We start from the raw sequence: 22,060 nt of genomic DNA on the forward strand, positions 1-22,060 counted from the left end.
TAGAGCGATATACTCTGCCGGCTCGTATCGTTGCTCGGCCATAGTGCGACGCGGGGGCGGGGGCGGCTAACGTCCGGGTCGAGGATAGACAGGCGTCCGTGCAACTCGATCCCGCCACCCTGCTGGTCGTCAGCGCGGCGACGACCTTCCTGGTCGGCACGCTCTTCATGGCCTCGTGGCGGCAGGCGCCCGAATCCCGGGTGCTCGCCTACTGGGGCGCGGCGCATCTCGTGGGCGCGGCCGGATCGGCCGGCCTCGCGATGCGCAACCAGATCCCCGACCTGATCTCGGTGGGCTTGGCCAATGCCGTGGTGCTCGCCGCCTACGGCCTCATCTGGAGCGGCGTCCGCTCCTTCGAGCATCGGGAGCCGCGGGTGGGCATCGCCATGGCCGGCGCCCTCGGCTGGTGCGTCCTGTGCCTGATCCCGACCTTCTACGCGTCGATCGAGGCCCGCATCATCTACGCCTCGGGCACCGCGGCGCTCTATTGCTGCGCCGCGGCCGCGGAGATCTGGCGCGGTCGCGCCGAGCGGCTCGCCTCCCGGATCGCCGCCGCCATCATCCTGGGACTGCACGGCAGCTTCTACATCGTGCGGATCCCCGCGACGCTGGTGGCGCCCCCGCAGCCGGGTCTCAGCCCGCTCGCGTCGCACTGGGTGGCGATCCTGTGCTTCGTCACCCTGATGTTCTCGATCGCCTCGGCCTTCACCTTCATGGCGCTGGTCAAGGAGCGGGCCGAGCGGGAGCAGCGCATCGCTGCCTCCACCGACGCGCTGACGGGCGTGCGCAACCGCCGGGCCTTCGCCGGGGCCGCCGCGGACGCCATGGCGCGGCACGGCGACGCCGCCCTGCTGCTGTTCGACCTCGACCGGTTCAAGGCCGTCAACGACCGCTTCGGCCACGGCGTCGGCGACGCGGTCCTCGTCGGCTTCTGCACCATGGCGTCGACCCTGCTGCCGCGGGAGGCCCTGCTGGGCCGCCTCGGCGGTGAGGAGTTCGCGTGCCTCCTGCCGGACGTCTCGCCCGCCGAGGCCCTGGCCCGGGCCGAGGAGCTGCGCCAGACCTTCGCGCAACTCGCGGTTCCCGAGCTTCCGGCCTTGCGCGTCAGCGTCAGTATCGGGATCGCGCAGGCGCGCCCCGGCATCGCGTTCGACCTGCTGATGCAGCGGGCCGACGCCGCGCTCTACGCCGCCAAGAATGGCGGACGGGACCGGATCTCCGTGGCCGATCCGGCCGCCACCCGCGCGGCCTGAGGTCCTGCCGGGCCGGCTCACGCGAGGGCGCGCGCCGCCTCCGAGACCTTGCGCACCGAGGCGTCGACGACGCTCGCCGAGGAGGCGATCTCCGCCATGGCGGTGTGGATCGCCGCGACGCCCTGCGCCGCCGACTGCATGTTCTCGGTCATGTCGCGGGTCACCGCGGCCTGCTCGGTCACGGCCGACGAGACGCTGAGCGAGATCGCGCTGAGTTGCTCGATCGTGGCGCCGATCCCGTCGATCGCCGAGACGGCCCGGGAGGTCTCGGCCTGCACGGCGGCGATCTGGGTTCCGATCTCGCCGGTGGCCTTGGCGGTCTGCTCGGCGAGCGCCTTCACCTCGGCGGCGACGACCGCGAAGCCCTTGCCGGCCGCTCCGGCCCGGGCCGCCTCGATCGTGGCGTTCAGCGCCAGTAGGTTCGTCTGGTCGGCGATGGACCGGATCAGGCTCACCGCCGCCCCGATCCGGTCCGCGGCGCCGGTCAGCCCCACGACGATCGCCCCCGCCTCCTCGGCGCGGGAAACGACCAGATCGACGGAGGATTTCGCCTGCATCGCGTGACGGCTGAGTTCCTCGATCGAGGCGGCGAACTCCTCCGAACCCGCAGCGACCGCATCGACGTTGCGGCTTGTCCGGCTCGAGGCCTCCGCGGTCTCGTCCGCCTGCCGGACCACCCGGCTCATCGAATCGCGGATCGCCGCGATGTCGGCGTCGATCGCGCGCTGCCCCTCGGCCCGGCGCTGGCGGTCTTCGACCTGCCGGGTCACGTCGGTGGCGAACTTCACCACCGCGCAGGGCTTGCCGTCGGCGTCGAGGATCGGATTGTACGCGCCGAAGATCCAGACGGTGCGGCCGTCCTTCCCGACGCGCCGGAACTCGCCCGCCTGGTACTGGCCGTTGCCGAGCGCGGCCCAGAAAGCCGTGTAGTCCGGGCTGGCCGCCTCCGCCGGCGCCATGAACATGCGGTGATGCCGCCCGCGGATCTCCTCCAGCGTGTAGCCCATCGTGGACAGGAAGTTGCTGTTGGCATCCGTGATCGTCCCGTCGAGGGCGAAGCAGATCACCGCCTGCGAACGGTTGAGCGCTTCGACCTGACCGGCGTGGAGCGCGTTGCGGGCGCGTTCCGCGGTGATGTCGGTGGCGAGCTTGACGACCTTGGTGGGCTTGCCGCGGCGGTCGAGGATCGGGTTGTAAGAGCCCTGGATCCACACGGTCTGGCCGGCTTTCGTCACCCGCGGAAAGGCACGCGCCTCGTGCTGACCGGCGCGCAGCCGGTCCCAGAAGGCGCTGTAGTTCGGACCGGACCTGTCGGCCTCAGGCACGAACATTCTGTGATGCTGGCCCCGGACTTCGTCGAGCGTGTAGCCGACGAGGTCGAGGAACACGGCGTTCGCGTCGGTGACGGTGCCGTCGAGGTCGAATTCCACCCGCGCCATCGTCCGGTCGATCGCCGCGAGGAGGGCGTCGTCGCGTGAACCAAACATCGCCATCGGAGCCCGTGCCCGCCTGATCTGTAAAGTGCGGACGATCATGAGGAGACGCGCTTAAAAAACCGTCAATGGCGTGCTCTCGTCATGAAACGGGCTCAATGAGAGTGCGAGAAAGTTGTAGTAGAGCAGTTGATCGTCGCAAAATGCATTTATACAAACGAGAAAGATAACCGAGATATAAATCACTTTTGCGCCATTATCGGTCTTCGAGCCTATACATCGACCGATGGGCGTTCTCGACTGGTCATGGCTGGAGGCGGTCCGTCGGGTTGTTCGGCGCGCGGCCTGCGTTAGGAGGAGCGTAGAACGCCGGCGGTCCGAGACGATCGGGGCGGGGACAGCTCGCGACACGGCACTGCCTGGAGACCCGACATGGACGAGGCGACACGGATCGACCGCCTGGAGATGCGCCTGACCGAGCAGGACGCGACGATCGAGGATCTGAACCGGACCGTGACCGAGCAGTGGCGGGTGATCGACCGGCTCGTCCGGCAGCTCGACACGCTGCGGGAGCAGGTGGAGGAGGCGGCCGCCCGCGCGGCGCCGCGCGGGCCGGAACCGCCGCCGCCGCATTACTGAGGGGAGGGGCCGGCGCGCCGCGGCGCGCCGGCCGGCGCGTCAGAAATTCGCCTGCGTGACGAACTTGGTGACCAGGTAGGCGTCGAGGGCCTCCGGGCCGCCCTCGCTGCCGTAGCCCGAATCCTTGACGCCGCCGAACGGCGTCTCGGGCAGGGCGAGGCCGTGGTGGTTGATCGAGATCATGCCGCTCTCGACCGCGTTCGACACCCGCGCCGCGCGCTCGGCGGAGCGGGTGTAGGCGTAGGCCGCGAGCCCGTAGGGCAGGCGGTTGGCCTCGGTGAGCGCCTCCTCGTCGTCGGAGAACCGGTTGATCATCGCCAGGGGGCCGAAGGGCTCCTCGTTCATGATCCGGGCGGTCAGCGGCACCTCGGTGAAGACCGTCGGCTCGAAGAAATTGCCCTGGTTGCCGAGGCGCTTGCCGCCCGCCCGCAGCGTCGCGCCGCTGGACTCGGCGTCCGCCGCCAGCGCCGTGACGGCGTCGAGGCGCCGCCCGTGGACCAGCGGTCCCATCTTGGTCTCGGGATCGAGCCCGTCGCCGACCTTCACCGACTTGGCGAAGGTCGTGAAGCCCTCGACGAAGCGATCGAAGACCGAATCGTGCACGAGGAAGCGGGTCGGCGAGACGCAGACCTGGCCGGCATTGCGGAACTTCGAGGGGGCCAGGACGGCCACCGCCTTCTCCACGTCGGCGTCGCCGAACACGATCGCGGGGGCGTGGCCGCCGAGTTCCATCGTGGCGCGCTTCATGTGCTCGCCCGCGAGCGCCGCGAGCTTCTTGCCGACCACGGTCGAGCCGGTGAACGAGATCTTCCGGATGACCGGGTGCGGGATCAGGTAGGCCGAGATGGCTTCGGGATCGCCGTAGACCAGCGAGAGCGCGTCGCCCGGGATGCCCGCATCCAGGAAGGCGCGGACCAGGGCGGCGCAACTCGCCGGCGTGTCCTCCGGGCCCTTCAGGATCACCGTGCATCCGGTGCAGAGCGCCGCCGAGATCTTGCGGACCGCCTGATTGATCGGGAAGTTCCAGGGCGTGAAGCAGGCCACCGGCCCGACCGCCTCGCGGACCACCGCCTGCAGCACGCCGTCGGCGCGGCCCGGGATGACGCGGCCGTAGGCGCGCTTACCCTCCTCGGCGAACCAGTCGATGATGTCGGCCGCCGCCAGGGTCTCGACACGCGACTCGGCGAGCGGCTTGCCCTGCTCCAGCGTCATGATCCGGGCGATCTCGTCGACCCGGGCGCGCAGCAGGTCGGCCGCCTTGCGCATCACCTTGGCGCGCTCGAAGGGCGCGACTTTGCGCCAGGCCGGGAAGGCGCGGGCGGCGGCCGCCAGGGCCTCGTCGAGATCCGCCGTGGTGGCGACCGCGCACTGGCCGATCGTCTCGCCCGTGGCGGGGTTCAGGACGCCCAGGGTGTCCCGGTCGGCACCCGCGCGCCAGCGCCCGGCGATGTGAAGCTCGGTATCCGGATACATCGGTCGATTCCCGCTCGGCCGCACCATCGGCCGCAGGCGGAATGTGGCGATGTGGCGCGCCCCGGCAATCCCCGCGGCGGCATGGCTGGGGCCGTCTGTATTCAGGCGGCGGCGCGGGCGGGCTCCGGCGCCTCGACGAGCGTCGCGGTCCCGTGGCGGGCGCGCAGGGTCGCGCCCTTCGGGACCACCCGCCAGCCCTCGCGGCAGCCGTCGATCGGCTCCGACACCACCACGATGCCGCCCGGCCCCTCGCGATAGTACAGGCTCGGCGGCCGGCCGTCGCAGGCCCAGCGATAGGCGGTCAGCGTCTCGCCGTCCGTGAGCAGCGCGGTGAAGCGCAGCGGCTCGCAGACATTCGCCGACTCCATCAACTCGCGGACGGTCTTCAGCGTCCGCGCCATCGCGCCGACGGGGTCCGCCTCGAGGCCGTTGGCGAGCGCCAGGAGGAAGATCGCTTCCGAGTCGGTGCTGCCGCGGCGATGGTCGTAGTAGGAATCCGGGATCAGCGCCTCGAGGCGCCGCTTGATCCGGTGGTAGCCGCCGATCTGGCCGTTGTGCATGAACAGGTGGCGGCCGAACACGAAGGGGTGGCAGTTGGCCCGGGCGGTGGCCGTCCCGGTCGAGGCGCGCACGTGCGCGAAGAACGTCCGCGCCCGCACCTGCCCGCAGAGGTTCACGAGGTTCTCGTCCGACCACGCCGGGGAGATGTCGCGGTAGACACCCGGCTCGGGCCGCTCGGCGTACCAGCCGATGCCGAATCCGTCGCCGTTGGTCTCGGTCTTCCCCTCGTCGGCGTGCAGCGACTGGTGCACCAGCGAGTGGGTCGGCGCGCAGACGAGGTCGGAGAGGAAGACCGGCTCACCGCTGTAGGCGAGGAAACGGCACATGTCGGACGATGATCCTTCAGCTGTGGGCCGCGTTCGGTCCGGCGAGACGCCCCCGCGCGGGTGGGGACGTTCGGTCGCAGGACGTTAACAGTCGGTCCACTCCGGTGAACAGTTTCTTAACCGCCCGGAAACTGCGCCATTTTCGTGCGTTCCGCATGAAATTGGGGCCGTCTGTCCGCAGGGCAGGCATTCCCCGTCCGAGCGAGGCGACTCTTGTGAGCCGCCTCATGAAGGATCAGCATGGCCGAATCGGGGAATCAGAAGTTCGCCCTACAGGCGACCGCCCGACGCGGGGCAAGGCACCGGCATCAGGAGACTTTAATGGATCGCGCAACGCCCGATAGTTCCGCCCCCGTGGCGCTCGTCGTGGAGGACGACGCGGCTGTGCGCGATCTCGCGACGGCGGTGCTCGAGGAGACAGACCTCGGCGTGATCGCCTGCGAGAGCGCGGAGGCGGCGCTCTCGGTGCTGGAGCGCGCGGACGTGACGGTGGCGCTTCTCTTCGCCGACGTGCGCCTGCCCGGTGCCATGGACGGGGTGTCGCTCGCCCAGGCGGTGAAGCGGCGCTGGCCGGACGTGCGCGTGGTCGTCACCTCCGGCGCGAGCCGGGACGCGCGGCTCCCGGACCAGGCGGTCTACATGCAGAAGCCCTGGCGGGCCCTCGACGTGCTGGTCCAGGCCGAGCACGCCACCATGGCGGCCAAGGCGGCCTGAGCTGGCGGCCCGAGCGCGCGCCGGCCGACCCCCTTCACGTCATCGCGAGCGCTGCGACCCGGATCGCCGCCCGGCTGCGGCGCCGGGACCTCGAGCTGTTCCAGCTCGTGTCGCAGCGGGTCGGAAGGGCGACCCGGTTCGAGACAGCCGCGCCATGCCCCCTCTTCCGTGCGGGAGAGGGGGCATGGCGCCACACGCGGCTCGCGCGACCGGGCGCCTCCATCCGGCCGCGACGCAACCCAAAGAAAAAGCCCGGCCTGCGCGCGCAGGCCGGGCTTTCTCGTGACCGGAGAGATGTCGCTCAGGCGGCGGGGGCCGGGCTGACCGGGGTCTGGCCGGCGGCGTTGCCACCCTGGCCCTGCGCGGCGGACGGCGACGGGAAGCCGGGACGGCGGCCGCCGGCGGGGAAGCGGGGCTTCGGCTTCGGCGCGGCAATCAGGCCCTCGCGGATCGCGGTCTTGCGGGCCTGCTTGCGGGCGCGGCGGACGGCCTCGGCCTTCTCGCGAGCCTTGCGCACGGACGGCTTCTCATAAGCCTTGCGCTGCTTCATCTCGCGGAAGATGCCCTCGCGCTGCATCTTCTTCTTGAGGACGCGGAGCGCTTGATCGACGTTGTTGTCGCGAACGAGTACCTGCAACGGACTTGATCCTCTGGACCTGGATATCTGGGTTCACGTGGCCCGCCGCCGATCTGGAAACCGGCAACGTCCCTCGCCCGGTGAGAACCCGGGAGGGACGGGAACGTCGGTTTCCGAATCGGCGTGGAGCTCACGCCTTGACGGGGCTATTACACCAAGCGCGCACCAGTTCCAACCTGTCCGCGCGATCCATCTGCGCCTGCGCCGTGCTAGGTTGCGCGGATGAGACACGACGACTCGCAGCAATTCGCCAGCGACAACTATTCCGGCATCTGCCCGGAGGCCTGGACGGCGATGGAGGCGGCCAATCGCGGCCACGCCCCGGCCTACGGCGAGGACGCCTGGACCGCCCGGGCGGCCGACGCGTTCCGGGACCTGTTCGAGACCCCGTGCGAGGTGTTCTTCGCCTTCAACGGCACGGCCGCCAACGCGCTGGCCCTGGCGGCGCTGTGCCAGTCCTACCACAGCGTGATCTGCGCCGACTCGGCCCATGTCGAGACCGACGAGTGCGGCGCGCCGGAATTCTTCTCGAACGGCTCGAAACTGCTGACCGTCCGGACGGAGGGCGGCAAGCTCACGCCGGAGGCGATCCGCGGGCTCGCCCAGAACCGCAGCGACATCCACTTCCCGCGGCCGCGCGTGGTGACGATCACGCAGCCCACCGAGACCGGGCAGGTCTACAGCCTCGCCGAGCTGCGGGCCCTGTCGGCGACCTGCCGGGAGCTGGGCCTCGCCCTGCACATGGACGGGTCGCGCTTCGCCAACGCCTGCGCGAGTCTCGGCTGCAGCCCGGCCGACATGACGTGGCGGTCGGGCATCGACGTGCTGTGCTTCGGCGGGACCAAGAACGGCATGCATGCCGGCGAGGCGGTGGTGTTCTTCGACGCCGCGCTCGCCGAGGATTTCGGCTACCGCTGCAAGCAGGCCGGACAGCTGGCCTCGAAGATGCGCTTCCTCGCGGCGCCCTGGGTCGGCATGCTGGAGAGCGGCGCGTGGCTCAGGAACGCGGCCCACGGCAATGCCTGCGCCCGGCGCTTCGCCGAGGCGGTCGCCGGTCTGCCGGGCGTGCGGGCGCTGTTTCCCGTCGAGGCGAACGCGGTCTTCCTGACGATGCCCGCGGCCACGATGGAGGGCCTGCGCGCCCGGGGCTGGCGATTCTACACCTTCATCGGCGGAGGCGCGCGCTTCATGTTCGCCTGGGATGCCCGGCCCGAGCGGGTCGACGAGCTGGTCGGCGACCTGCGCGCGCTGGCGGCCGCGGCGGCCTGATCCGCTGGACACAGCGGTTCGGAGCCGCACCGGAGGTGTTTCGCGCGCCGGTGCCGAGTTTCCCTGAGCGGTGTGAGTACGCTGGCGCGACGTGCGCACGCGCGTCCTTGCGAGCGCAGCGAAGCAACCCAGCGTCGCGCGACGCCGGCCGATGTCGTGCCGCCCTAAGTTGCTTCGCTGCGCTCGCGATGACGGAGAGATCGGAAACCCGGGCTCGGGAAGAATGGAACCGCGCGAGGCCGCGGCTCGCCCCCTACAGCAGCGCCAGATCCGCCGGGTCCGCGCTCGGGAAGACCCGCCGCAGGCTCGCCGGGTCGAGCCCGTAGAGCCGCCGGATCAGGCCGCCCAGCAGCCCGCGATAGTCGGTGAGTACGGGATAGTCCCGGTTCTGGAACAGGTGCGCCTCGTCGGTCCGCACCTGCGGCCCCGCGATCCGGCCGCCGCGCACCCCGCCGCCGAGGATCCAGTAGACGCTGCCGTGCCCGTGATCGGTGCCGCGGCTGCCGTTCTCCCGGAAGGTGCGCCCGAACTCCGACAGCACGACCACCACCGTGTCGGACCAGCCCGGCCCGATCTCCTCGGCGAAGCCCGCGAGGCCGCGCCCCAGCTCGCCGAGCCGGTCGGCGAGGTAGCCGGTGCCGGCGCCCTGGTTCACGTGCGTGTCCCAGCCGCCGACATCCACGAAGCCGAGGTTGAAATTCTCGCGCATCAGGCGGCCGATCCGCCGGGCCGACAGCTCGAAGCCCTTGGGCGAGACCGCCCCGCGGTCGGCCTGGCCGGCATGGTCCGAGATCGTGTGGTAGACCGCGTCGCGCACCCGGAACCCCTCGGTCACGGCGGCGGCCAGCTTGGTGTCGCTGTACATGGCGGCGATCAGGCGGGCCTGCCGGTCGTCGATGCCGGGCTTGCCGACGCCGTTGATGGCGATGTTGGGCACCGTCTCGCCGCCCCGGAAGATCAGCGGCATCTGGTCGGTGAAGGCGATCGGCCGGACCCGCGTCAGCTCCGCGGCGAGCCGGGCCATGAAGCCGGAATTGTAGTCGCGGGCGACCCCGACAGTCTGGCCCATCTCGATCGTGTCCTGCGTCTCGAAATGGCTCCGGGTCAGGTCGTCGGTGCCGGCGAACGGCACGAAGGCGGCCTGGCCCCTGGCGTAGAGCGGCAGGAGCGTCTCGCGCAGCGCCGGGTGCAGGCTCCAGTCGGCGTCGAGCGCCAGCGCCGCCCTCGGGTCCGACGCGTCGGGCTTGGCGATCGCGAGGTTCGGCCGCGACCGGTAGTAGAAGTCGCTGCCGGTCGGGATCACCACGTTGGCGGCGTCGTAGGCGCCGCGCAGGAACACCACGAGGAGGCGCGCGTCGGTCTTCGGGGCGGCCCAGACGCGGCCGGCCACCGTCGACAGGCCGAGGGCCGCGGCGGCGCGGATCAGGTCGCGACGGGTCATCGCATGAACTCCGGCGAGGCGAGGTAGAGGGTGTTCCAGTCCTGCGGCGAGACGGCCTGTGCGAGGGCCGCCCGCGTCGCCGCCGACAGGGTGCCGGACAACGCCGCGAAGTAGAGCCCGTTGGCGAGCACCGGGAAGGCCGGTTCCTCGGGCTGATCGGGCAGCGCCGGCTTGAACAGGCCGGCCGAGCCGGACCCGATCTGCCGGGCGATCTCGAACCGCGTCGCGAGCTGCCCGGGCCCGCTCCAGGCGGCCGCGTCGAGGGGGTAGCCGTCCGGCGTCGAGCGGTTGAACAGGCCCTCGCCGAGGCGGTTCAGCCAGCCGAGCACCGGGCCGGCGTTGCGGATGACTCGCGCGTCGTAGGCCATGCGCAGGGCCGATAAGACGTAGCGGACCGGGTCCTTGAAGGCGCCGCCGCGCTCGGCCGTGAAGGCTGGCTCGCGCACCAGCGCCTCCATCACCGCGGCGATGTCGCCGTCGGTCCGCGTGAAGACGGCGGCGAGCCGGGCGACGAGGGCGTCGTCGGGCGGCTGGCCGAGGAAGTAGGTTGCCAGCGCCCGGGAGACGCTGGTGGCGGTGGCGGGGTTGCGGGCGATCAGGTCGACCGCCTCCTCGACCTCGGGCCAGCCGCGCCCCCGGATGCGCGTGCCGAGGAAGACCTTGTCGCCGTAATCGTGCCGGTTCGGGTTGAACTCGAACAGGCCGTCCCGGCGGAAGTCGGCGGCGCGCTCGGGGCGGAGCTTCGGGTTCTCGGGCTTCAGGTCGATACCGACCCCGCTCAGGATCCGGGCCAGCGCCTCCACGTCACCCTGCGTGTAGCCGGAGCCGACACCCATCGTGTGCAACTCCATGATCTCCCGGGCGTAGTTCTCGTTCGGGCGGCCGGCGGCGTTGGCGTCGTTGTCGAGGTAGCGCAGCATCGCCGGGTGGCGCAGGCTCGCCATCAGCAGGTCGCGGAAGCGCCCGAGCACGTGCGGGCGGATCGCCGTCTCGACGTAGTCGCCCACGGCGGCGCGCAGCGTCGACTTTCCCTGGTGGACGTTGAGCCGGTTGAACCAGAACCACGTCAGGCGCTCGCGCAGCTGGTCGGGGCTGTAGAGCGCCCGCAGCACCCAGACCGAGGCGGCGTTCCGCGCGGCCGTGTTGAGCGCCGCCTGGAAAGCCTGCTGCGCAACTTTCTTGGCCTCGGGATCGGCGATGTCCTTCGCCGCCTTGGCCTGCGCGTCCAGGGCCTGGGCCCGCTCGAACAGGCTGCCCGCCGGGGTCAGCGCGTCGACCTGCGCCTGGGCCTCGGGGGGCAGGCGCATTTCGGCGGGCGGGTGAAGCTGATCGTGCAGCCAGCGCGCCCGCCCTTCCGCTGTGAGCTGCGCGAAGGCCGAGGGCGTGGCGCCCCAGGTCAGGGCATCGAGGAAGGCGGCGTCGGCCGCTGCGGCGCGCTGCTGTGCCTCGGCCGCGCGGGGCCCGGGACCCGCGGCGGCGAGCAGCAGGACGGTGACCAGACAACAGCGTGCTGCGGCGCGCGACATCGGGGCCTCGCGAAGCGTGGATCGACCGGGGAAGCGTGGTGTCGCGCCCCTGTACGGTGCCTGAAAGGCGGCCCCATTCTGCCGCCGTCTTTGCCAATATCGGGGCTTGCCGCTACACGATCCCGAGACCGCGCGAGTGCCGCGCCGCGCACCACCACGTTCCGCCGACCCAGGGCGTTCGCTCCATGCTGATGCAGACCAAGACCGAGGCGAGGCCGGCCGATCCGGTGTCGCGGCGGCGCACCTTCGCGATCATCTCCCACCCCGACGCGGGCAAGACCACGCTCACAGAGAAGCTTCTGCTGTTCGGGGGCGCGATCCAGCTCGCCGGCGAGGTGAAGGCCAAGCGCAACCGGGTCTCGACCCGCTCCGACTGGATGGGCATCGAGAAGGAGCGCGGCATCTCGGTGGTCACCTCGGTGATGACCTTCGAGTACGGCGACTGCGTCTTCAACCTCCTCGACACGCCCGGCCACGAGGACTTCTCCGAGGACACCTATCGGACGCTGACGGCGGTCGATTCGGCCGTCATGGTGATCGACGCCGCGAAGGGCATCGAGGCGCGCACGCGCAAGCTGTTCGAGGTCTGCCGCCTGCGCGACATCCCGATCGTCACGTTCGTCAACAAGCTCGACCGCGAGGCGCGCGACCCGTTCGAACTGCTCGACGAGATCGAGAAGACGCTGGCGCTGGACGTCGCCCCGGTCACGTGGCCGATCGGTACGGGCCGCAACTTCTCCGGTACTTACGAGCTCGGCGGCAACCGTGTCCGCCGCCTCGACGCCGCCGAGGATGCGGGGATGGTCGCGGTGTCCGGCCCGGACGACAAGCTGTTCGACGAATTGCTCACCGAGGACGGCGCCGCCGACGCGTGGCGCGAGGAGGTCGAACTCGCCGAGGGCGGCCTGAAGCCGTTCGACCTCGACGCGTTCCGCGAGGGTCACCTGACGCCGGTCTTCTTCGGCTCGGCGCTGCGCAATTTCGGCGTGCGCGACCTCATCGACGGCTTGGCCAAGGTGGCGCCGCCGCCGCGGGGCCAGGACGCTGACAAGCGCCTCGTCGAGCCGACCGAGCCGCGGATGACCGGCTTCGTGTTCAAGATCCAGGCGAACATGGACCCGAACCACCGGGACCGGATCGCCTTCATGCGGGTCTGCTCGGGCAAGCTCAACCGGGGCATGAAGGCCCGGCTGGTGCGCACCGGCAAGCCGATCTCGCTCTCGGCGCCGCAATTCTTCTTCGCCCAGGACCGTGCCATCGCCGACGAGGCCTACGCGGGCGACGTGGTCGGCATCCCGAACCACGGCACGCTGCGGATCGGCGACACGCTCACCGAGGGCGAGGACATCGTGTTCCGCGGGGTGCCCAGCTTCGCGCCGGAGATCCTGCGCCGGATCAAGCTGACCGACGCCATGAAGGCCAAGAAGCTGCGCGAAGCGCTCCAGCAGATGGGCGAGGAGGGCGTCGTCCAGGTGTTCGTGCCGCAGGACGGCAGCCAGGCGATCGTCGGCGTGGTCGGCGCGCTGCAGCTCGACGTGCTGAAGGAGCGGCTCCAGGCCGAGTACGGCCTGCCGGTGGATTACGAGACCTCGCGATTCTCGGTCTGCCGCTGGGTGTCGTCCGATTCGGAGGCCGAGCTCGACAAGTTCATCGACTCGCACGGCTCGGCCATGGCCAAGGACCTCGACGGCGCCCCGGTCTTCATGGCGACCACGGCCTTCTCGCTCCGCTACGAGGAGGAGCGCTACCCGGCCGTGCGCTTCACCGACGTGAAGGATTACCAGAAGCGGGCGGCGTGACGCGCTTCGGCGGCGCCTCCGCGTCGCCGGGCCCGCGAGGGGTGCGCGGCGTCAGAACTTGCCGAGCATCGGGAATTCGACGCTCAGGGTCGATTCGGACGCGATCGGCGCCTCGCGCTTGCGCGGCTTGCGGTTGAGGACCTGCTTCAGCTTGGTCTTCAGCACCGCCATGTCGAACGGCTTGAGGATGAAGGCGTCCGCGCCCGCCTGGTGGGCGAGGTTGATGTCCTCGAAGTCGAAGGACGACTCGGTGAGCATGAAGGGCGTGTTCATCAGCGCGTCGTCGGCGCGGATCTCACGCAGCAGGGTGAGCCCGTCCATGGGCTCCATGTCGAGATCGGAGATCACCAGGGCGTAGCGGCGCTGCCGCATCCGCTCCAGCGCCTCGGGCGCGTTGGTGACGCCCTCGACATCCGGGAAGCCGATGCGGGTCATCAGCATCACGATCAGCCGCAGAAGCTTCTCCTGATCGTCGACGATGAGAATCGGGGGCGTATCGCTCTCGGACATCGGCGGCTCAGATGAAGAGGTGGTCGATGCCCTGACGGGACATCGCGTCGGACTGCAGCGACAGGCACAGCCCGTGTATCGCGGACGCCTTCGGCGTTCCGCGCTGGAGCATCGGGAGCAGGTTGGCCTTGGCGAACAGGGTGTCGTTCCCGGCCGTGCGCTGCGCGCTCTTGAACGAGTGGACGAACTCGCGCTTGGTGATCTCCCGCCACTCGCTGATCTGGACCTCGCGGTGGCGGCTGTCGGCACTCACCCGGTCGAAGGTCTCGTGCACGGATGTGCGCTCGCCCTCGATGACCTGGCAGGCGAAGTTGCCCTCGATGACCAGAAAGCTCGTGATCACCGCGAACTCGTTCTTCTTCTGAGCGATGCGGCCGATATCGCTGATCTGCTCGGACCTCTTCGCCGCGTCCGACGACAGGTTGAGACGCGAGAAGTAGATGATGTGGACGAGGCTTGTCCGTTTCGCCCGCATGATCCCGAGATCCGCAATCCGTACCCGTTCAGCGCTTCCGGACAGGACGCACCGCGCGTGGCCCCGGCCCGGCGGCATCTTCGCGCGTGTCGAATAACACCGCGTAAACGCGGCGGACGGGACTTCCGGTCCGGATCTCCGCCCCTGCGGAACCGACCCGGCAGGATCTGCCGGGCGCGCGGCCATGACCGGTCAACCCTGCCGGGTCGTCGACAATCCGGTCCAGGATTCTCAAGCACTTAGCCCTGGCACGCCGGTTGCGGCCGGTCCGGCCTGCGGGCCAGTGCGGCGCGCATCGGGGTCGTTCGCCATGGATCTTTTCACCGCCCTGCAGACCTCGGTCTCCGGACTCCAGGCGCAGTCCTACGCCATCAGCAACATCTCCGGGAACATCGCGAACTCGCAGACGACCGGCTACAAGCGCATCGACACCAGCTTCGTCGACCTGATGTCCGAGAAGACGCCGGGCCGCGAGGTCGCGGGTTCGGTGCTGCCCCAGTCGCAGCTCACCAACACCCTGGCCGGCAACGTGGTGTCGTCGAGCGTGCCCACCAACATGGCCATCAACGGCCAGGGCTTCTTCACCGTCGTGCAGAAGACCGGCGACGCGAACGGCGCCACATCCTTCGGCGGCACGAGCCTGTACACGCGCCGGGGCGATTTCGCCCAGGACAAGGACGGCTATCTCGTCAACGGCGCCGGCGGATACCTGACCGGATCCAACCTCGATCCGATCACCGGTCAGACGACCAGCATCGGTCCGATCAAGATCGGCAACTCGGCGCTGCCGGCGCAGGCCACCACGACGATCACCTACGCCGCCAACCTGCCCTCGACGCCGAGCACGTCGGCCTCGGCGACGTCGGGATCCGATCTCTACAATCAGAATACCGCAGCGGTCGTGACCTCCGGATCGGGGCAGACCGGCGTCAAGGTCGATTCGACCCAGACCGGTGCCGTCTCGACCTTCATGAGCAACAGCATCGCCGGCCCGTCGCTGCCGGTCTACACGTCGACCGGCGCGCCGCTCACGCTGACGACCCGCTGGGCCAAGGTCCAGGACGCGACGACCACGCCGGCTCAGCCGGCCGTGTGGAACCTGTACTACTCCACCAACCCGAGCGCCCTCACCACGTCCGACTGGAACAACGTGGGCACGGCCTTCACCTTCGACTCCACCGGGAAGCTCACCTCGCCCTCGACGAACCCGATCCCGCTGGGGCCGATCACCATGGGTGACTACACGTTCCCCAGCCTCAACATGAACCTCAGCGCCTCAGGCCTGACGCAGTATGCCGACACGACCGGTGCGGCGACGACCAACGCGCTGACGCAGAACGGCAACAGCTCCGGGACGCTCACGAGCGTGGCCGTCGGTCCGGACGGCAAGGTCAACGGCACCTTCTCCAACGGTTCGGTCGTGGCTCTCGCCTCGGTCGGCGTCGTCCAGTTCGCGAATGCCGACGGCTTGAAGGCCGATACGAACGGGAACTATCTCCAGACGGTCGATTCGGGGCCTCCGCTCGCGGGCCTCAACGGCAGCACGATCTCGGGCGCGAGCAACGAGCAATCGAACACCGACATTGCGACCGAATTCTCTAAGATGATCGTAACCCAGCAGGCTTACTCTGCGAACACGCGCGTCATGTCGACGGCCCAGACGATGATGTCTGATCTGCTCAACGTGATCCGCTGAGTGAGGGTGCGATTCGAGCCGCGGAGGCCGTGACATGTCGCTGAATGCGATCTCCACCTCGAGCGCAGGCCTCGCCGCCACCCAGGCGGCGATCAACATCGTCTCGCAGAACGTCGCCAATGCCGGGACGGCGGGCTACGTCAAGCGCACGCTCTCGACGGTCGCCACCGGGACGAACAATTCCGGCGTGGCCGCCGGCACGATCACCCGCAGCTTCGACGCCGCGGCGCTGAACCAGCTCCGGCTGGAGACCTCGGGGGCCGCCTACACGGGCACCAAGTCCGGCATCGCCGCCCAGCTCGACGCCCTCTACGGCGTGCCCGGCAGCGCCACCTCCCTCGACGGGACGCTGAACACCTTCACCCAATCGCTCCAGGAACTCGCCGCGAACCCGACCTCGGCGGCCGCCCGCACGACGGTGCTGGGCAATGCCGCGGCCGTCGCGAGCCTCATCAACAGCGCCGCCGGAACGGTGCAGAACCTGCGCACCGGCCTCGAGTCGCAGCTCGGCACCGACACGAGCGCGGCGAGCACGATCCTGTCCAACATCGCGACGCTCAACGGCAAGATCCAGAACACCACCGACAGCACCTCGCTGACCGATCTTCAGGACCAGCGCGACCAGGCGATCAACAGCCTGTCGAGCTACATGGACGTGCAGACGGTCCAGCAGCGCGACGGGACGGTCTCGGTCATGACCCAGTCGGGGGTGACGCTGGTCGACCGCGGGAACGCCGCGACCCTGACCTTCGACGGACGCGGCGTGCTCAGCCCCACCGCGAGCTACTCGACCGACCCCGCCCAGCGGACGGTCGGAACCATCACGGCGACGCTGCCGGGCGGCGGTAAGATCGACCTCGGCGCCCCCGGCGTGCTGCGGTCTGGCAGCCTAGCCGCCGAGATCGAGATGCGCGACCAGACCCTGCCGCAGGCGCAGCGGCAGCTCGACGATCTCGCGGCCGGCCTCTCGAAGGCGCTCACGAATACCGCGACCACCGGGACGTACAGCGGGACCGACACGCAGATCAGCGTCTCGACGATGCAGCCCGGGAACACGATCACCTTCCCGGTCACCGACAACACCGGGGCCGTGCGCAACGTGACGCTGGTGGCGTCCGCGACCTCCAGCGGCGCGGTCGTGCCCGCCGCGCAGACCACGGATGCCAGCGGCCTCACGCTGACCTTCAACGCCAGCGGCGGGCCCGGCACATACGCGGCTGCGATCCAGTCCGCTTTCGCTACGTTCAACGCCTCCGGCAGCACCTACAAGCTGCCGACACTGTCGGCGAGTCCGGTCTCCTCGACCGCCACCAGCGCGACGCTGACGCTGGGGGCGGCCGGCAAGGTCGCCGGCGCGGCCAGCGCCAGCGTCACGGCCGTCTCGGCGTCGGACCTGAACACCGGCAACCCGTCGATCGCGATGTTCGTCGACGGTACGGGCAACAAGCTCTACACCGGCACGTTCGACGGCGGCTCGCAGCTCACCGGTTTCGCCCAGCGCATCACGGTCAACGGCGCGCTGGCGGGCAACACCGCCGCGCTGACGGCGGCGAGCGCCACGGATCCGAGCGCGTCCGGCGCGCGCGCCCAGAAGCTGTTCACGGCGCTCACCGCGAACCAGCAGACCTTCTCGTCGTCGAGCGGCATCGGCGGCGTCTCGGCCCCCTACAGCGCCACCGTCATCGGTTTCGCGCAGGACATCGTGTCCACGCAGGGGGCCAACGCGTCGAACGCCGCCGCCCTCGACGCCACCCAGCAGACGGCGCTCTCCACCGCGCAGAGCCGGTTCTCCGCCGGTGCGGGCGTCAACATCGACCAGGAGATGTCGAACCTGATCGCCCTGCAGACCGCGTACGGCGCCAACGCCCGGGTGCTCACCGCGGCCCGCGACATGCTCAACCAGCTGCTGCAGATCTGATCATGACGACGATCACGCCCTTCGCGGCCGGCTCCTACATCACCAACCGCAACGCCTCGCAGCTCCAGGCGCTGAAGAGCCAGCTCAACGACCTGACCAACCAGCTCTCGAGCGGTCAGGTCTCGCAGACCTATGGCGGCCTCGGCTCCGGGCGGTCGACGGCTCTGTCCGCGCAGGCCACCCTGAGCGCGCTCTCCGGCTACGCCGCCGGCATCACCGCCGCGCAGACCCGGACCGACCTCGCGGTCACGAGCCTGACGCAGGTTGCGACCCTCGGCACCTCCACCGGGACGATGCTCCAGAACGGCCTGCAGAGCGTGGCGGCGAACTCGGTCTCCGGCCGGTCGACGGCGCTGGCCAACCTGCAGACGGCGCTCGACACGCTCAACGAATCGGCGGCGGGCAACTACCTGTTCGGCGGCACCGACACCACGACCCAGCCGGTGGTCGATTCGAGCAAGATCCTCGACGGCACGACCGACGCGAGCGGCAACACGCTCGACGGCCTCTCGACCCTGATCTCGCAGCGGGTCACCGCCGAGCTCGGCGCGGGGGGCAACGGCCGCCTGACGCAGACTCTGGCCAGCCCGGCCACGAGCGTGCAGGTCACCGAAGAGTCGAACAACCTGACCCGAGGACAGTTCGGCTTCACCCTGGCGGGCGCGCCGACCACGACCGGCTCGGCGATCGGCGCGACCTACACGGCGGGCACGGCCACGAGCCCGGGCAGCTTCAGCCTCAGCATGACGACGCAGCCGAGCGCCAGCGACACCGTGTCGTTCGCGCTGAAGATGGCCGACGGCACCTCCACGACGATCACGCTCACGGCCGCGACGAGCGCGGACCCGAAATCGATCACCAACTTCGCCATCGGCTCGACGCCCGCCCAGACGATGGCCAACTTGTCGGCGACGCTGAGCAACGCGCTCACCGGCGCGGCCAACAGCACGCTGGCGGTGAACGCCACCGCGGCGACCGCGTCGAACTTCTTCTCCGGCGCGGCGGAAGGCGGCTCGTCGGGGTCGGGCGTGATGCCGCAGCGCATCCTGTACGATGGCACCACCCCGGTCGGCTACAGGGCGGCCACGCCTCAGGACACGGTGCTGTGGTACCAGGGCGAGAACACCTACACGCAGCCCGCGCCGCCGGCAGTCCCACAGCCGACCTCGGCGATCGACACGCAGTCGGTCCAGGTGAGCGCGACCGGGAGCGTCGGGACGGGCGCCCGCGCCAACGATCCCGCGGTCCAGAACGTGCTCGCCGGCCTGGCGACCATGGCCTTCGGCCTGCCCACCACGAACGACGCCAACACCTACAACACCTACCAGACGGTGGCGACGAAGGCCGGCAGCCTGCTCTCGTCCGCCAACCAGACCCCGAGCGTCCAGGACACGGTCACGCAGCTCACCGTCGCGTCGACGCGGCTCTCGAATGCCGGCACGACCAACAAGGCGCTCCAGAACACCGTCCAGAATACCCTGGACGGGATCGAGCAGATCTCCCCCGAGGAGGTCATCACCAAGCTGCTCGACGTGCAGAACCGGCTCCAGGCCAGCTATCAGGTGACCGCGACGCTCTCGAAGCTCTCCCTCGTGAACTACATCAGCTGAGCTGATCGCCGGGACCGGTCAACGCGCGCCTGACGCTCGAAAAATCTCGCGACGTGTCGGGTTCACCATAGTCTTGCCGCTTTCCGGGAATGAAGCGCAGCGTGCGGTCGCGCCCACGCGCCGTCATTCGATTGAGGAGAGGTCGGCATGGCGCTGTCCGGACCCATCGAACTCGTCCTTCGCCTGGGAGCCGTCCCGCGTAGCGGCGCGATCGTCCTGGTCGAGCAGGCCGTCGACACCTACCTCGCGGGCTACGCGCATCCCGAAGAGCGCGCCATCGCCCTCGACATCCTGCTGCGCGACCTCGCCCGCCTGCGCATCCACGAGCCCGACCTCGACGGGTTCGTCGGCGAGGTCGAGCACTACATCGACCTGCTCCACCGGGATCTCGCCCGCCAGGCCGCCTGAGATGCGCGGCCGGATCCCGGTCTGCGCTGCCCTCGCGGCGATCGTGGCCGGCGCGGGCCCGGCCGAGGCCCTCGACCTGCGGGATCTGCCCGTGATCCCGGGGCCGGCGCCGTGCCCGTCCAAGGGCCAGGGCTTCGTGCGGCTGCCGGGGAGCGGCAGCTGCCTCCGCGTCTCGGGCCGCGTCGTCGCGGGGGCGGATCTGGCCGCGGGGAGCGGCGTCGCGGCAGCGCCAGTTGTCGCCGGCCGCATCGCGGTCGACAACCGCGTCGACACCGATCTCGGCGAGGTGCGGACCTACGTCCGGATCGGCGCCGGCCGCCGTCCGGGCGGGCCCTAGAGGTTGCGCGAGAGGACCAGCGGCCCGCTGCGCACGCCGCGGCCGTACGGGGACGGCGCTGGCGTCTGCCGCCCGTAGCCGGAGGGGAGCTGTGCCCGGCCGATCTCCTCCGCCAGGGTCTTGATCAGCCCTTCCGAGACGGTCTTGGCGCTGGCGAGCACCGTCTGGTTCGCCTCCACGGCCGCGGTGAACCGCCGGTGGGCGGTGCGCAGGGCCTCGACCCCGTCGGGATGGAAGCGCTTCAGCGCGACGGCGTTCGCCTTCGCGACCTCGAGACCCTGCATGTAGGCGGCGGCCAGCGCGGCCTTCGGCTCGCCCGCGGCGACGCCCTCCTGCAGTCGCCCTTCCCGAACGTAGGCCGCCTCTTCGGCGAGCACGGCTTCCAGCGCGGCCATGTTGCCGAGCACGCCAGCCACCAGGGCCTCGGCGGTGATCCGGTCCCCGACGCGCAGCGGTTCAGCCCTTTGCATGGATCGCTCCCTCGCTGGCCGCGCCCTGCATCTTCATGATCTCACGGAAAACCGAATCGGCGATGCCGACTCCGCCGCTCTTCACGATCTGCTTCGCGTATTCCTTGGTCAGCATCGAGCGGTAGACACCGCCGCCGGTCCCGTTCTCGCCGAGCGGCCCGTCGGTGCCCTCCGACTGGGTCAGCCGGTCGAGGCTGTTCTCCAGGAACATCGATTCGAACTCGGTCGCCGTCTTCAACGCCTTGGCCTTGTTGGCGGTCTTGATGATCCCGTCGACGGCGCTCCCGGCCACCGAGGTTCCGACGCTGGCGGCGGCGCTGGCCGCGAGACTGGCGAGTTGCAGCATGGATCGTCCCTTCGCGTCCGTTCGGTCACATCAGCTCGATATCGGCCTGGAGCGCGCCCGCGGCCTTGATCGCCTGGAGGATCGAGATGAGATCCCGCGGGCCGACGCCCAGGGCGTTGAGACCGTCGACCAGCTCGCGCAGGCTGACACCCTCCTTCACCAGGGCGAGCTTGTTTCCGTCCCCGGTATCGACCTTCACCCCTGTGCGCGGCACCACGACGGTGCGTCCGTCGGAGAACGGCGCCGGCTGGCTGACCTGCGGCTGCTCGGTGATGGTGACGGTGAGGTTGCCCTGGGCGATGGCCACCGTCGACACGCGCACGTCCCGGCCCATGACGATGATGCCGGAGCGCTCGTCGACCACGACCCGGGCGGTCTGGTCGGGCTCCACCTTCAGCTGCTCCACCTCGGTGATGAGGCGGATCATGTTGCCGTTGTAGCGGGACGGGATCTGGATCGTGACGGTGGCCGGGTCGGTGGGCTCGGCGGTGTCGGCGCCCATGAAGTCGTTGATCGCCGCGGCGATCCGCTTCGAGGTGGTGAAATCCGGGTTGCGCAGCGACAGACGCAGCGAGCGGGCGTCGTTTAGCTTGAAGGCGATCTCGCGCTCGATATTGGCGCCGTTGGAAATCCGGCCGTTGGTCGGCACGCCCCGGGTGATCTTCGCGGCATCGCCCTCGGCGGCGAAGCCGGCGATCGCCACCGAGCCCTGCGCCAGGGCGTAGACCTCGCCGTCGGCGCCGAGCAGCGGCGTCACCAGCAGGGTGCCGCCCTGGAGGGACTTGGCGTCGCCCAGCGACGAGACCGTCACGTCGATCCGGGTGCCCTGCGCGGCGAAGGGCGGCAGGCTCGCGGTCACCATCACGGCGGCGAGGTTCTGCGTGCGCATCGTGGCGCCGCGGGTGTTGACGCCGAGGCGCTCCAGCATGGCCTGGAGCGACTGCTTGGTGAACGGGATGTTGTTCAGCGTGTCGCCGGTTCCGTTGAGGCCGACCACGATGCCGTAGCCGACAAGCTGGTTCTGGCGAACGCCCTCGATGGAGGCGAGATCCTTGACGCGCGACAGGGCGAGCGCCGGCGCGGACAGCGCGGCGAGAAGCAGGGCGCCCGCGAGGGCGACCGAGAGAGACCGGAGAGGACTGAACGCGTGACGCGGGCGCATGCCGTGTTTCGACCGTGACGGACCTGCCCCCATCCTGCCAGGGTCGTGCCAGCCGCC

The 22,060-nt window shown here is 70.1% G+C and carries 21 protein-coding genes; 10 read left to right on the forward strand and 11 right to left on the reverse strand.

What is annotated here, in order from left to right; genetic code table 11:
* The first annotated feature begins 98 nt into the window (after window positions 1–98).
* Window positions 99–1,253 (forward strand): diguanylate cyclase domain-containing protein, encoded by a 1,155-nt coding sequence (locus ACLBYB_RS08295; RefSeq protein ID WP_447698469.1) that lies wholly within the window; start codon window positions 99–101, stop codon window positions 1,251–1,253.
* Window positions 1,254–1,270: 17 nt separating this feature from the next.
* Here ACLBYB_RS08295 and ACLBYB_RS08300 read toward each other — a convergent pair whose 3' ends face one another.
* A complete protein-coding gene (locus tag ACLBYB_RS08300) occupies window positions 1,271–2,746 on the reverse strand; it encodes a methyl-accepting chemotaxis protein (protein ID WP_447698470.1) in 1,476 nt (491 codons plus the stop codon).
* A gap of 372 nt (window positions 2,747–3,118) precedes the next feature.
* Here ACLBYB_RS08300 and ACLBYB_RS08305 point away from each other — a divergent pair, with 372 nt between their 5' ends.
* The gene (locus ACLBYB_RS08305) at window positions 3,119–3,325 is read left to right on the forward strand and encodes a SlyX family protein (RefSeq protein ID WP_447698471.1); all 207 of its coding nucleotides are present in this window, start codon (window positions 3,119–3,121) and stop codon (window positions 3,323–3,325) included.
* 39 nt (window positions 3,326–3,364) lie between these two features.
* On the opposite strand, the gene ACLBYB_RS08310 is transcribed toward ACLBYB_RS08305, so the two are convergent.
* Both ACLBYB_RS08310 and ACLBYB_RS08315 read right to left on the reverse strand, forming a co-directional pair.
* Window positions 3,365–4,798, reverse strand: coding sequence for an NAD-dependent succinate-semialdehyde dehydrogenase (locus ACLBYB_RS08310; RefSeq protein ID WP_447698472.1), 1,434 nt, complete (start codon window positions 4,796–4,798; stop codon window positions 3,365–3,367).
* Window positions 4,799–4,899: 101 nt separating this feature from the next.
* On the reverse strand, window positions 4,900–5,685 hold the full coding sequence (locus tag ACLBYB_RS08315) for a class II glutamine amidotransferase (RefSeq protein ID WP_020092942.1): 786 nt from the start codon (window positions 5,683–5,685) through the stop codon (window positions 4,900–4,902).
* Between the two features lie 321 nt (window positions 5,686–6,006).
* On the opposite strand from ACLBYB_RS08315, the gene ACLBYB_RS08320 reads away from it, so the two are divergent.
* Window positions 6,007–6,399 (forward strand): response regulator, encoded by a 393-nt coding sequence (locus ACLBYB_RS08320; protein WP_012322423.1) that lies wholly within the window; start codon window positions 6,007–6,009, stop codon window positions 6,397–6,399.
* A gap of 301 nt (window positions 6,400–6,700) precedes the next feature.
* Here ACLBYB_RS08320 and rpsU read toward each other — a convergent pair whose 3' ends face one another.
* On the reverse strand, window positions 6,701–7,036 hold the full coding sequence (gene rpsU, locus ACLBYB_RS08325) for a 30S ribosomal protein S21 (protein ID WP_012322424.1): 336 nt from the start codon (window positions 7,034–7,036) through the stop codon (window positions 6,701–6,703).
* A 222-nt stretch (window positions 7,037–7,258) separates the two neighbouring features.
* Between rpsU and ACLBYB_RS08330 the strand changes: the two genes are divergently transcribed.
* Entirely contained in the window at window positions 7,259–8,305 is a 1,047-nt protein-coding gene (locus ACLBYB_RS08330; protein WP_012322425.1) for a threonine aldolase family protein, read from the forward strand.
* Between the two features lie 253 nt (window positions 8,306–8,558).
* Here the strand turns inward: ACLBYB_RS08330 and ACLBYB_RS08335 are convergent, their stop codons facing one another.
* Both ACLBYB_RS08335 and ACLBYB_RS08340 read right to left on the reverse strand, forming a co-directional pair.
* Window positions 8,559–9,746: a DUF1501 domain-containing protein gene (locus ACLBYB_RS08335; RefSeq protein WP_447698473.1), complete on the reverse strand. Its 1,188-nt coding sequence runs from the start codon at window positions 9,744–9,746 to the stop codon at window positions 8,559–8,561.
* A complete protein-coding gene (locus ACLBYB_RS08340; RefSeq protein ID WP_447698474.1) occupies window positions 9,743–11,272 on the reverse strand; it encodes a DUF1800 domain-containing protein in 1,530 nt (509 codons plus the stop codon). Before ACLBYB_RS08340 ends, ACLBYB_RS08335 begins: the two co-directional genes overlap by 4 nt.
* Before the next feature lie 185 nt (window positions 11,273–11,457).
* Here ACLBYB_RS08340 and ACLBYB_RS08345 point away from each other — a divergent pair, with 185 nt between their 5' ends.
* Window positions 11,458–13,071, forward strand: coding sequence for a peptide chain release factor 3 (locus tag ACLBYB_RS08345; RefSeq protein ID WP_020092937.1), 1,614 nt, complete (start codon window positions 11,458–11,460; stop codon window positions 13,069–13,071).
* Between the two features lie 51 nt (window positions 13,072–13,122).
* On the opposite strand, the gene ACLBYB_RS08350 is transcribed toward ACLBYB_RS08345, so the two are convergent.
* A complete protein-coding gene (locus ACLBYB_RS08350) occupies window positions 13,123–13,581 on the reverse strand; it encodes a response regulator (protein ID WP_020092936.1) in 459 nt (152 codons plus the stop codon).
* A 7-nt stretch (window positions 13,582–13,588) separates the two neighbouring features.
* Window positions 13,589–14,056 carry a BLUF domain-containing protein gene (locus ACLBYB_RS08355; protein WP_020092935.1) on the reverse strand — a complete coding sequence of 156 codons (468 nt, stop codon included), beginning with the start codon at window positions 14,054–14,056 and terminating at the stop codon, window positions 13,589–13,591.
* Between the two features lie 310 nt (window positions 14,057–14,366).
* On the opposite strand from ACLBYB_RS08355, the gene ACLBYB_RS08360 reads away from it, so the two are divergent.
* The 5 genes from ACLBYB_RS08360 (at window position 14,367) to ACLBYB_RS08380 (ending at window position 20,025) form a co-directional block, all read left to right on the forward strand.
* Entirely contained in the window at window positions 14,367–15,752 is a 1,386-nt protein-coding gene (locus tag ACLBYB_RS08360; protein ID WP_020092934.1) for a flagellar hook protein FlgE, read from the forward strand.
* Window positions 15,753–15,786: 34 nt separating this feature from the next.
* Entirely contained in the window at window positions 15,787–17,670 is a 1,884-nt protein-coding gene (gene flgK, locus ACLBYB_RS08365; protein WP_447698475.1) for a flagellar hook-associated protein FlgK, read from the forward strand.
* 2 nt (window positions 17,671–17,672) lie between these two features.
* Window positions 17,673–19,280: a flagellin gene (locus tag ACLBYB_RS08370; RefSeq protein ID WP_447698476.1), complete on the forward strand. Its 1,608-nt coding sequence runs from the start codon at window positions 17,673–17,675 to the stop codon at window positions 19,278–19,280.
* A 147-nt stretch (window positions 19,281–19,427) separates the two neighbouring features.
* The gene (locus tag ACLBYB_RS08375) at window positions 19,428–19,688 is read left to right on the forward strand and encodes a hypothetical protein (protein ID WP_056531919.1); all 261 of its coding nucleotides are present in this window, start codon (window positions 19,428–19,430) and stop codon (window positions 19,686–19,688) included.
* A 1-nt stretch (window position 19,689) separates the two neighbouring features.
* Complete coding sequence (locus ACLBYB_RS08380) at window positions 19,690–20,025, forward strand: hypothetical protein (RefSeq protein ID WP_447698477.1); 336 nt, start codon at window positions 19,690–19,692, stop codon at window positions 20,023–20,025.
* Here ACLBYB_RS08380 and ACLBYB_RS08385 read toward each other — a convergent pair.
* Genes ACLBYB_RS08385 through ACLBYB_RS08395 form a run of 3 tightly spaced genes read right to left on the reverse strand, consistent with a single transcriptional unit; the run spans window position 20,022 to window position 22,003 of the window.
* Window positions 20,022–20,495 carry a hypothetical protein gene (locus ACLBYB_RS08385; RefSeq protein ID WP_447698478.1) on the reverse strand — a complete coding sequence of 158 codons (474 nt, stop codon included), beginning with the start codon at window positions 20,493–20,495 and terminating at the stop codon, window positions 20,022–20,024. The genes ACLBYB_RS08380 and ACLBYB_RS08385 overlap by 4 nt on opposite strands.
* Complete coding sequence (locus tag ACLBYB_RS08390; protein WP_020092928.1) at window positions 20,482–20,841, reverse strand: rod-binding protein; 360 nt, start codon at window positions 20,839–20,841, stop codon at window positions 20,482–20,484. The genes ACLBYB_RS08385 and ACLBYB_RS08390 overlap by 14 nt, the downstream gene beginning before the upstream one ends.
* Before the next feature lie 25 nt (window positions 20,842–20,866).
* Window positions 20,867–22,003 carry a flagellar basal body P-ring protein FlgI gene (locus ACLBYB_RS08395; RefSeq protein WP_331299751.1) on the reverse strand — a complete coding sequence of 379 codons (1,137 nt, stop codon included), beginning with the start codon at window positions 22,001–22,003 and terminating at the stop codon, window positions 20,867–20,869.
* Window positions 22,004–22,060: the final 57 nt, after the last annotated feature.

The organism is Methylobacterium sp. D54C (genome assembly GCF_053345595.1).

Coding starts and splice junctions, on each gene's coding strand:
- ACLBYB_RS08305 (WP_447698471.1), top strand. CDS start 3,119: ATGGACGAGGCGACACGGATCGACCGCCTGGAGATGCGCCTGACCGAG.
- ACLBYB_RS08355 (WP_020092935.1), bottom strand. CDS start 14,056: ATGCGGGCGAAACGGACAAGCCTCGTCCACATCATCTACTTCTCGCGT.
- ACLBYB_RS08350 (WP_020092936.1), bottom strand. CDS start 13,581: ATGTCCGAGAGCGATACGCCCCCGATTCTCATCGTCGACGATCAGGAG.
- flgK (WP_447698475.1), top strand. CDS start 15,787: ATGTCGCTGAATGCGATCTCCACCTCGAGCGCAGGCCTCGCCGCCACC.
- ACLBYB_RS08370 (WP_447698476.1), top strand. CDS start 17,673: ATGACGACGATCACGCCCTTCGCGGCCGGCTCCTACATCACCAACCGC.
- ACLBYB_RS08360 (WP_020092934.1), top strand. CDS start 14,367: ATGGATCTTTTCACCGCCCTGCAGACCTCGGTCTCCGGACTCCAGGCG.
- ACLBYB_RS08310 (WP_447698472.1), bottom strand. CDS start 4,798: ATGTATCCGGATACCGAGCTTCACATCGCCGGGCGCTGGCGCGCGGGT.
- ACLBYB_RS08380 (WP_447698477.1), top strand. CDS start 19,690: ATGCGCGGCCGGATCCCGGTCTGCGCTGCCCTCGCGGCGATCGTGGCC.
- ACLBYB_RS08395 (WP_331299751.1), bottom strand. CDS start 22,003: ATGCGCCCGCGTCACGCGTTCAGTCCTCTCCGGTCTCTCTCGGTCGCC.
- ACLBYB_RS08345 (WP_020092937.1), top strand. CDS start 11,458: ATGCTGATGCAGACCAAGACCGAGGCGAGGCCGGCCGATCCGGTGTCG.
- ACLBYB_RS08315 (WP_020092942.1), bottom strand. CDS start 5,685: ATGTGCCGTTTCCTCGCCTACAGCGGTGAGCCGGTCTTCCTCTCCGAC.
- ACLBYB_RS08330 (WP_012322425.1), top strand. CDS start 7,259: ATGAGACACGACGACTCGCAGCAATTCGCCAGCGACAACTATTCCGGC.
- ACLBYB_RS08320 (WP_012322423.1), top strand. CDS start 6,007: ATGGATCGCGCAACGCCCGATAGTTCCGCCCCCGTGGCGCTCGTCGTG.
- ACLBYB_RS08375 (WP_056531919.1), top strand. CDS start 19,428: ATGGCGCTGTCCGGACCCATCGAACTCGTCCTTCGCCTGGGAGCCGTC.
- ACLBYB_RS08385 (WP_447698478.1), bottom strand. CDS start 20,495: ATGCAAAGGGCTGAACCGCTGCGCGTCGGGGACCGGATCACCGCCGAG.
- ACLBYB_RS08340 (WP_447698474.1), bottom strand. CDS start 11,272: ATGTCGCGCGCCGCAGCACGCTGTTGTCTGGTCACCGTCCTGCTGCTC.
- ACLBYB_RS08390 (WP_020092928.1), bottom strand. CDS start 20,841: ATGCTGCAACTCGCCAGTCTCGCGGCCAGCGCCGCCGCCAGCGTCGGA.
- ACLBYB_RS08300 (WP_447698470.1), bottom strand. CDS start 2,746: ATGGCGATGTTTGGTTCACGCGACGACGCCCTCCTCGCGGCGATCGAC.
- ACLBYB_RS08335 (WP_447698473.1), bottom strand. CDS start 9,746: ATGACCCGTCGCGACCTGATCCGCGCCGCCGCGGCCCTCGGCCTGTCG.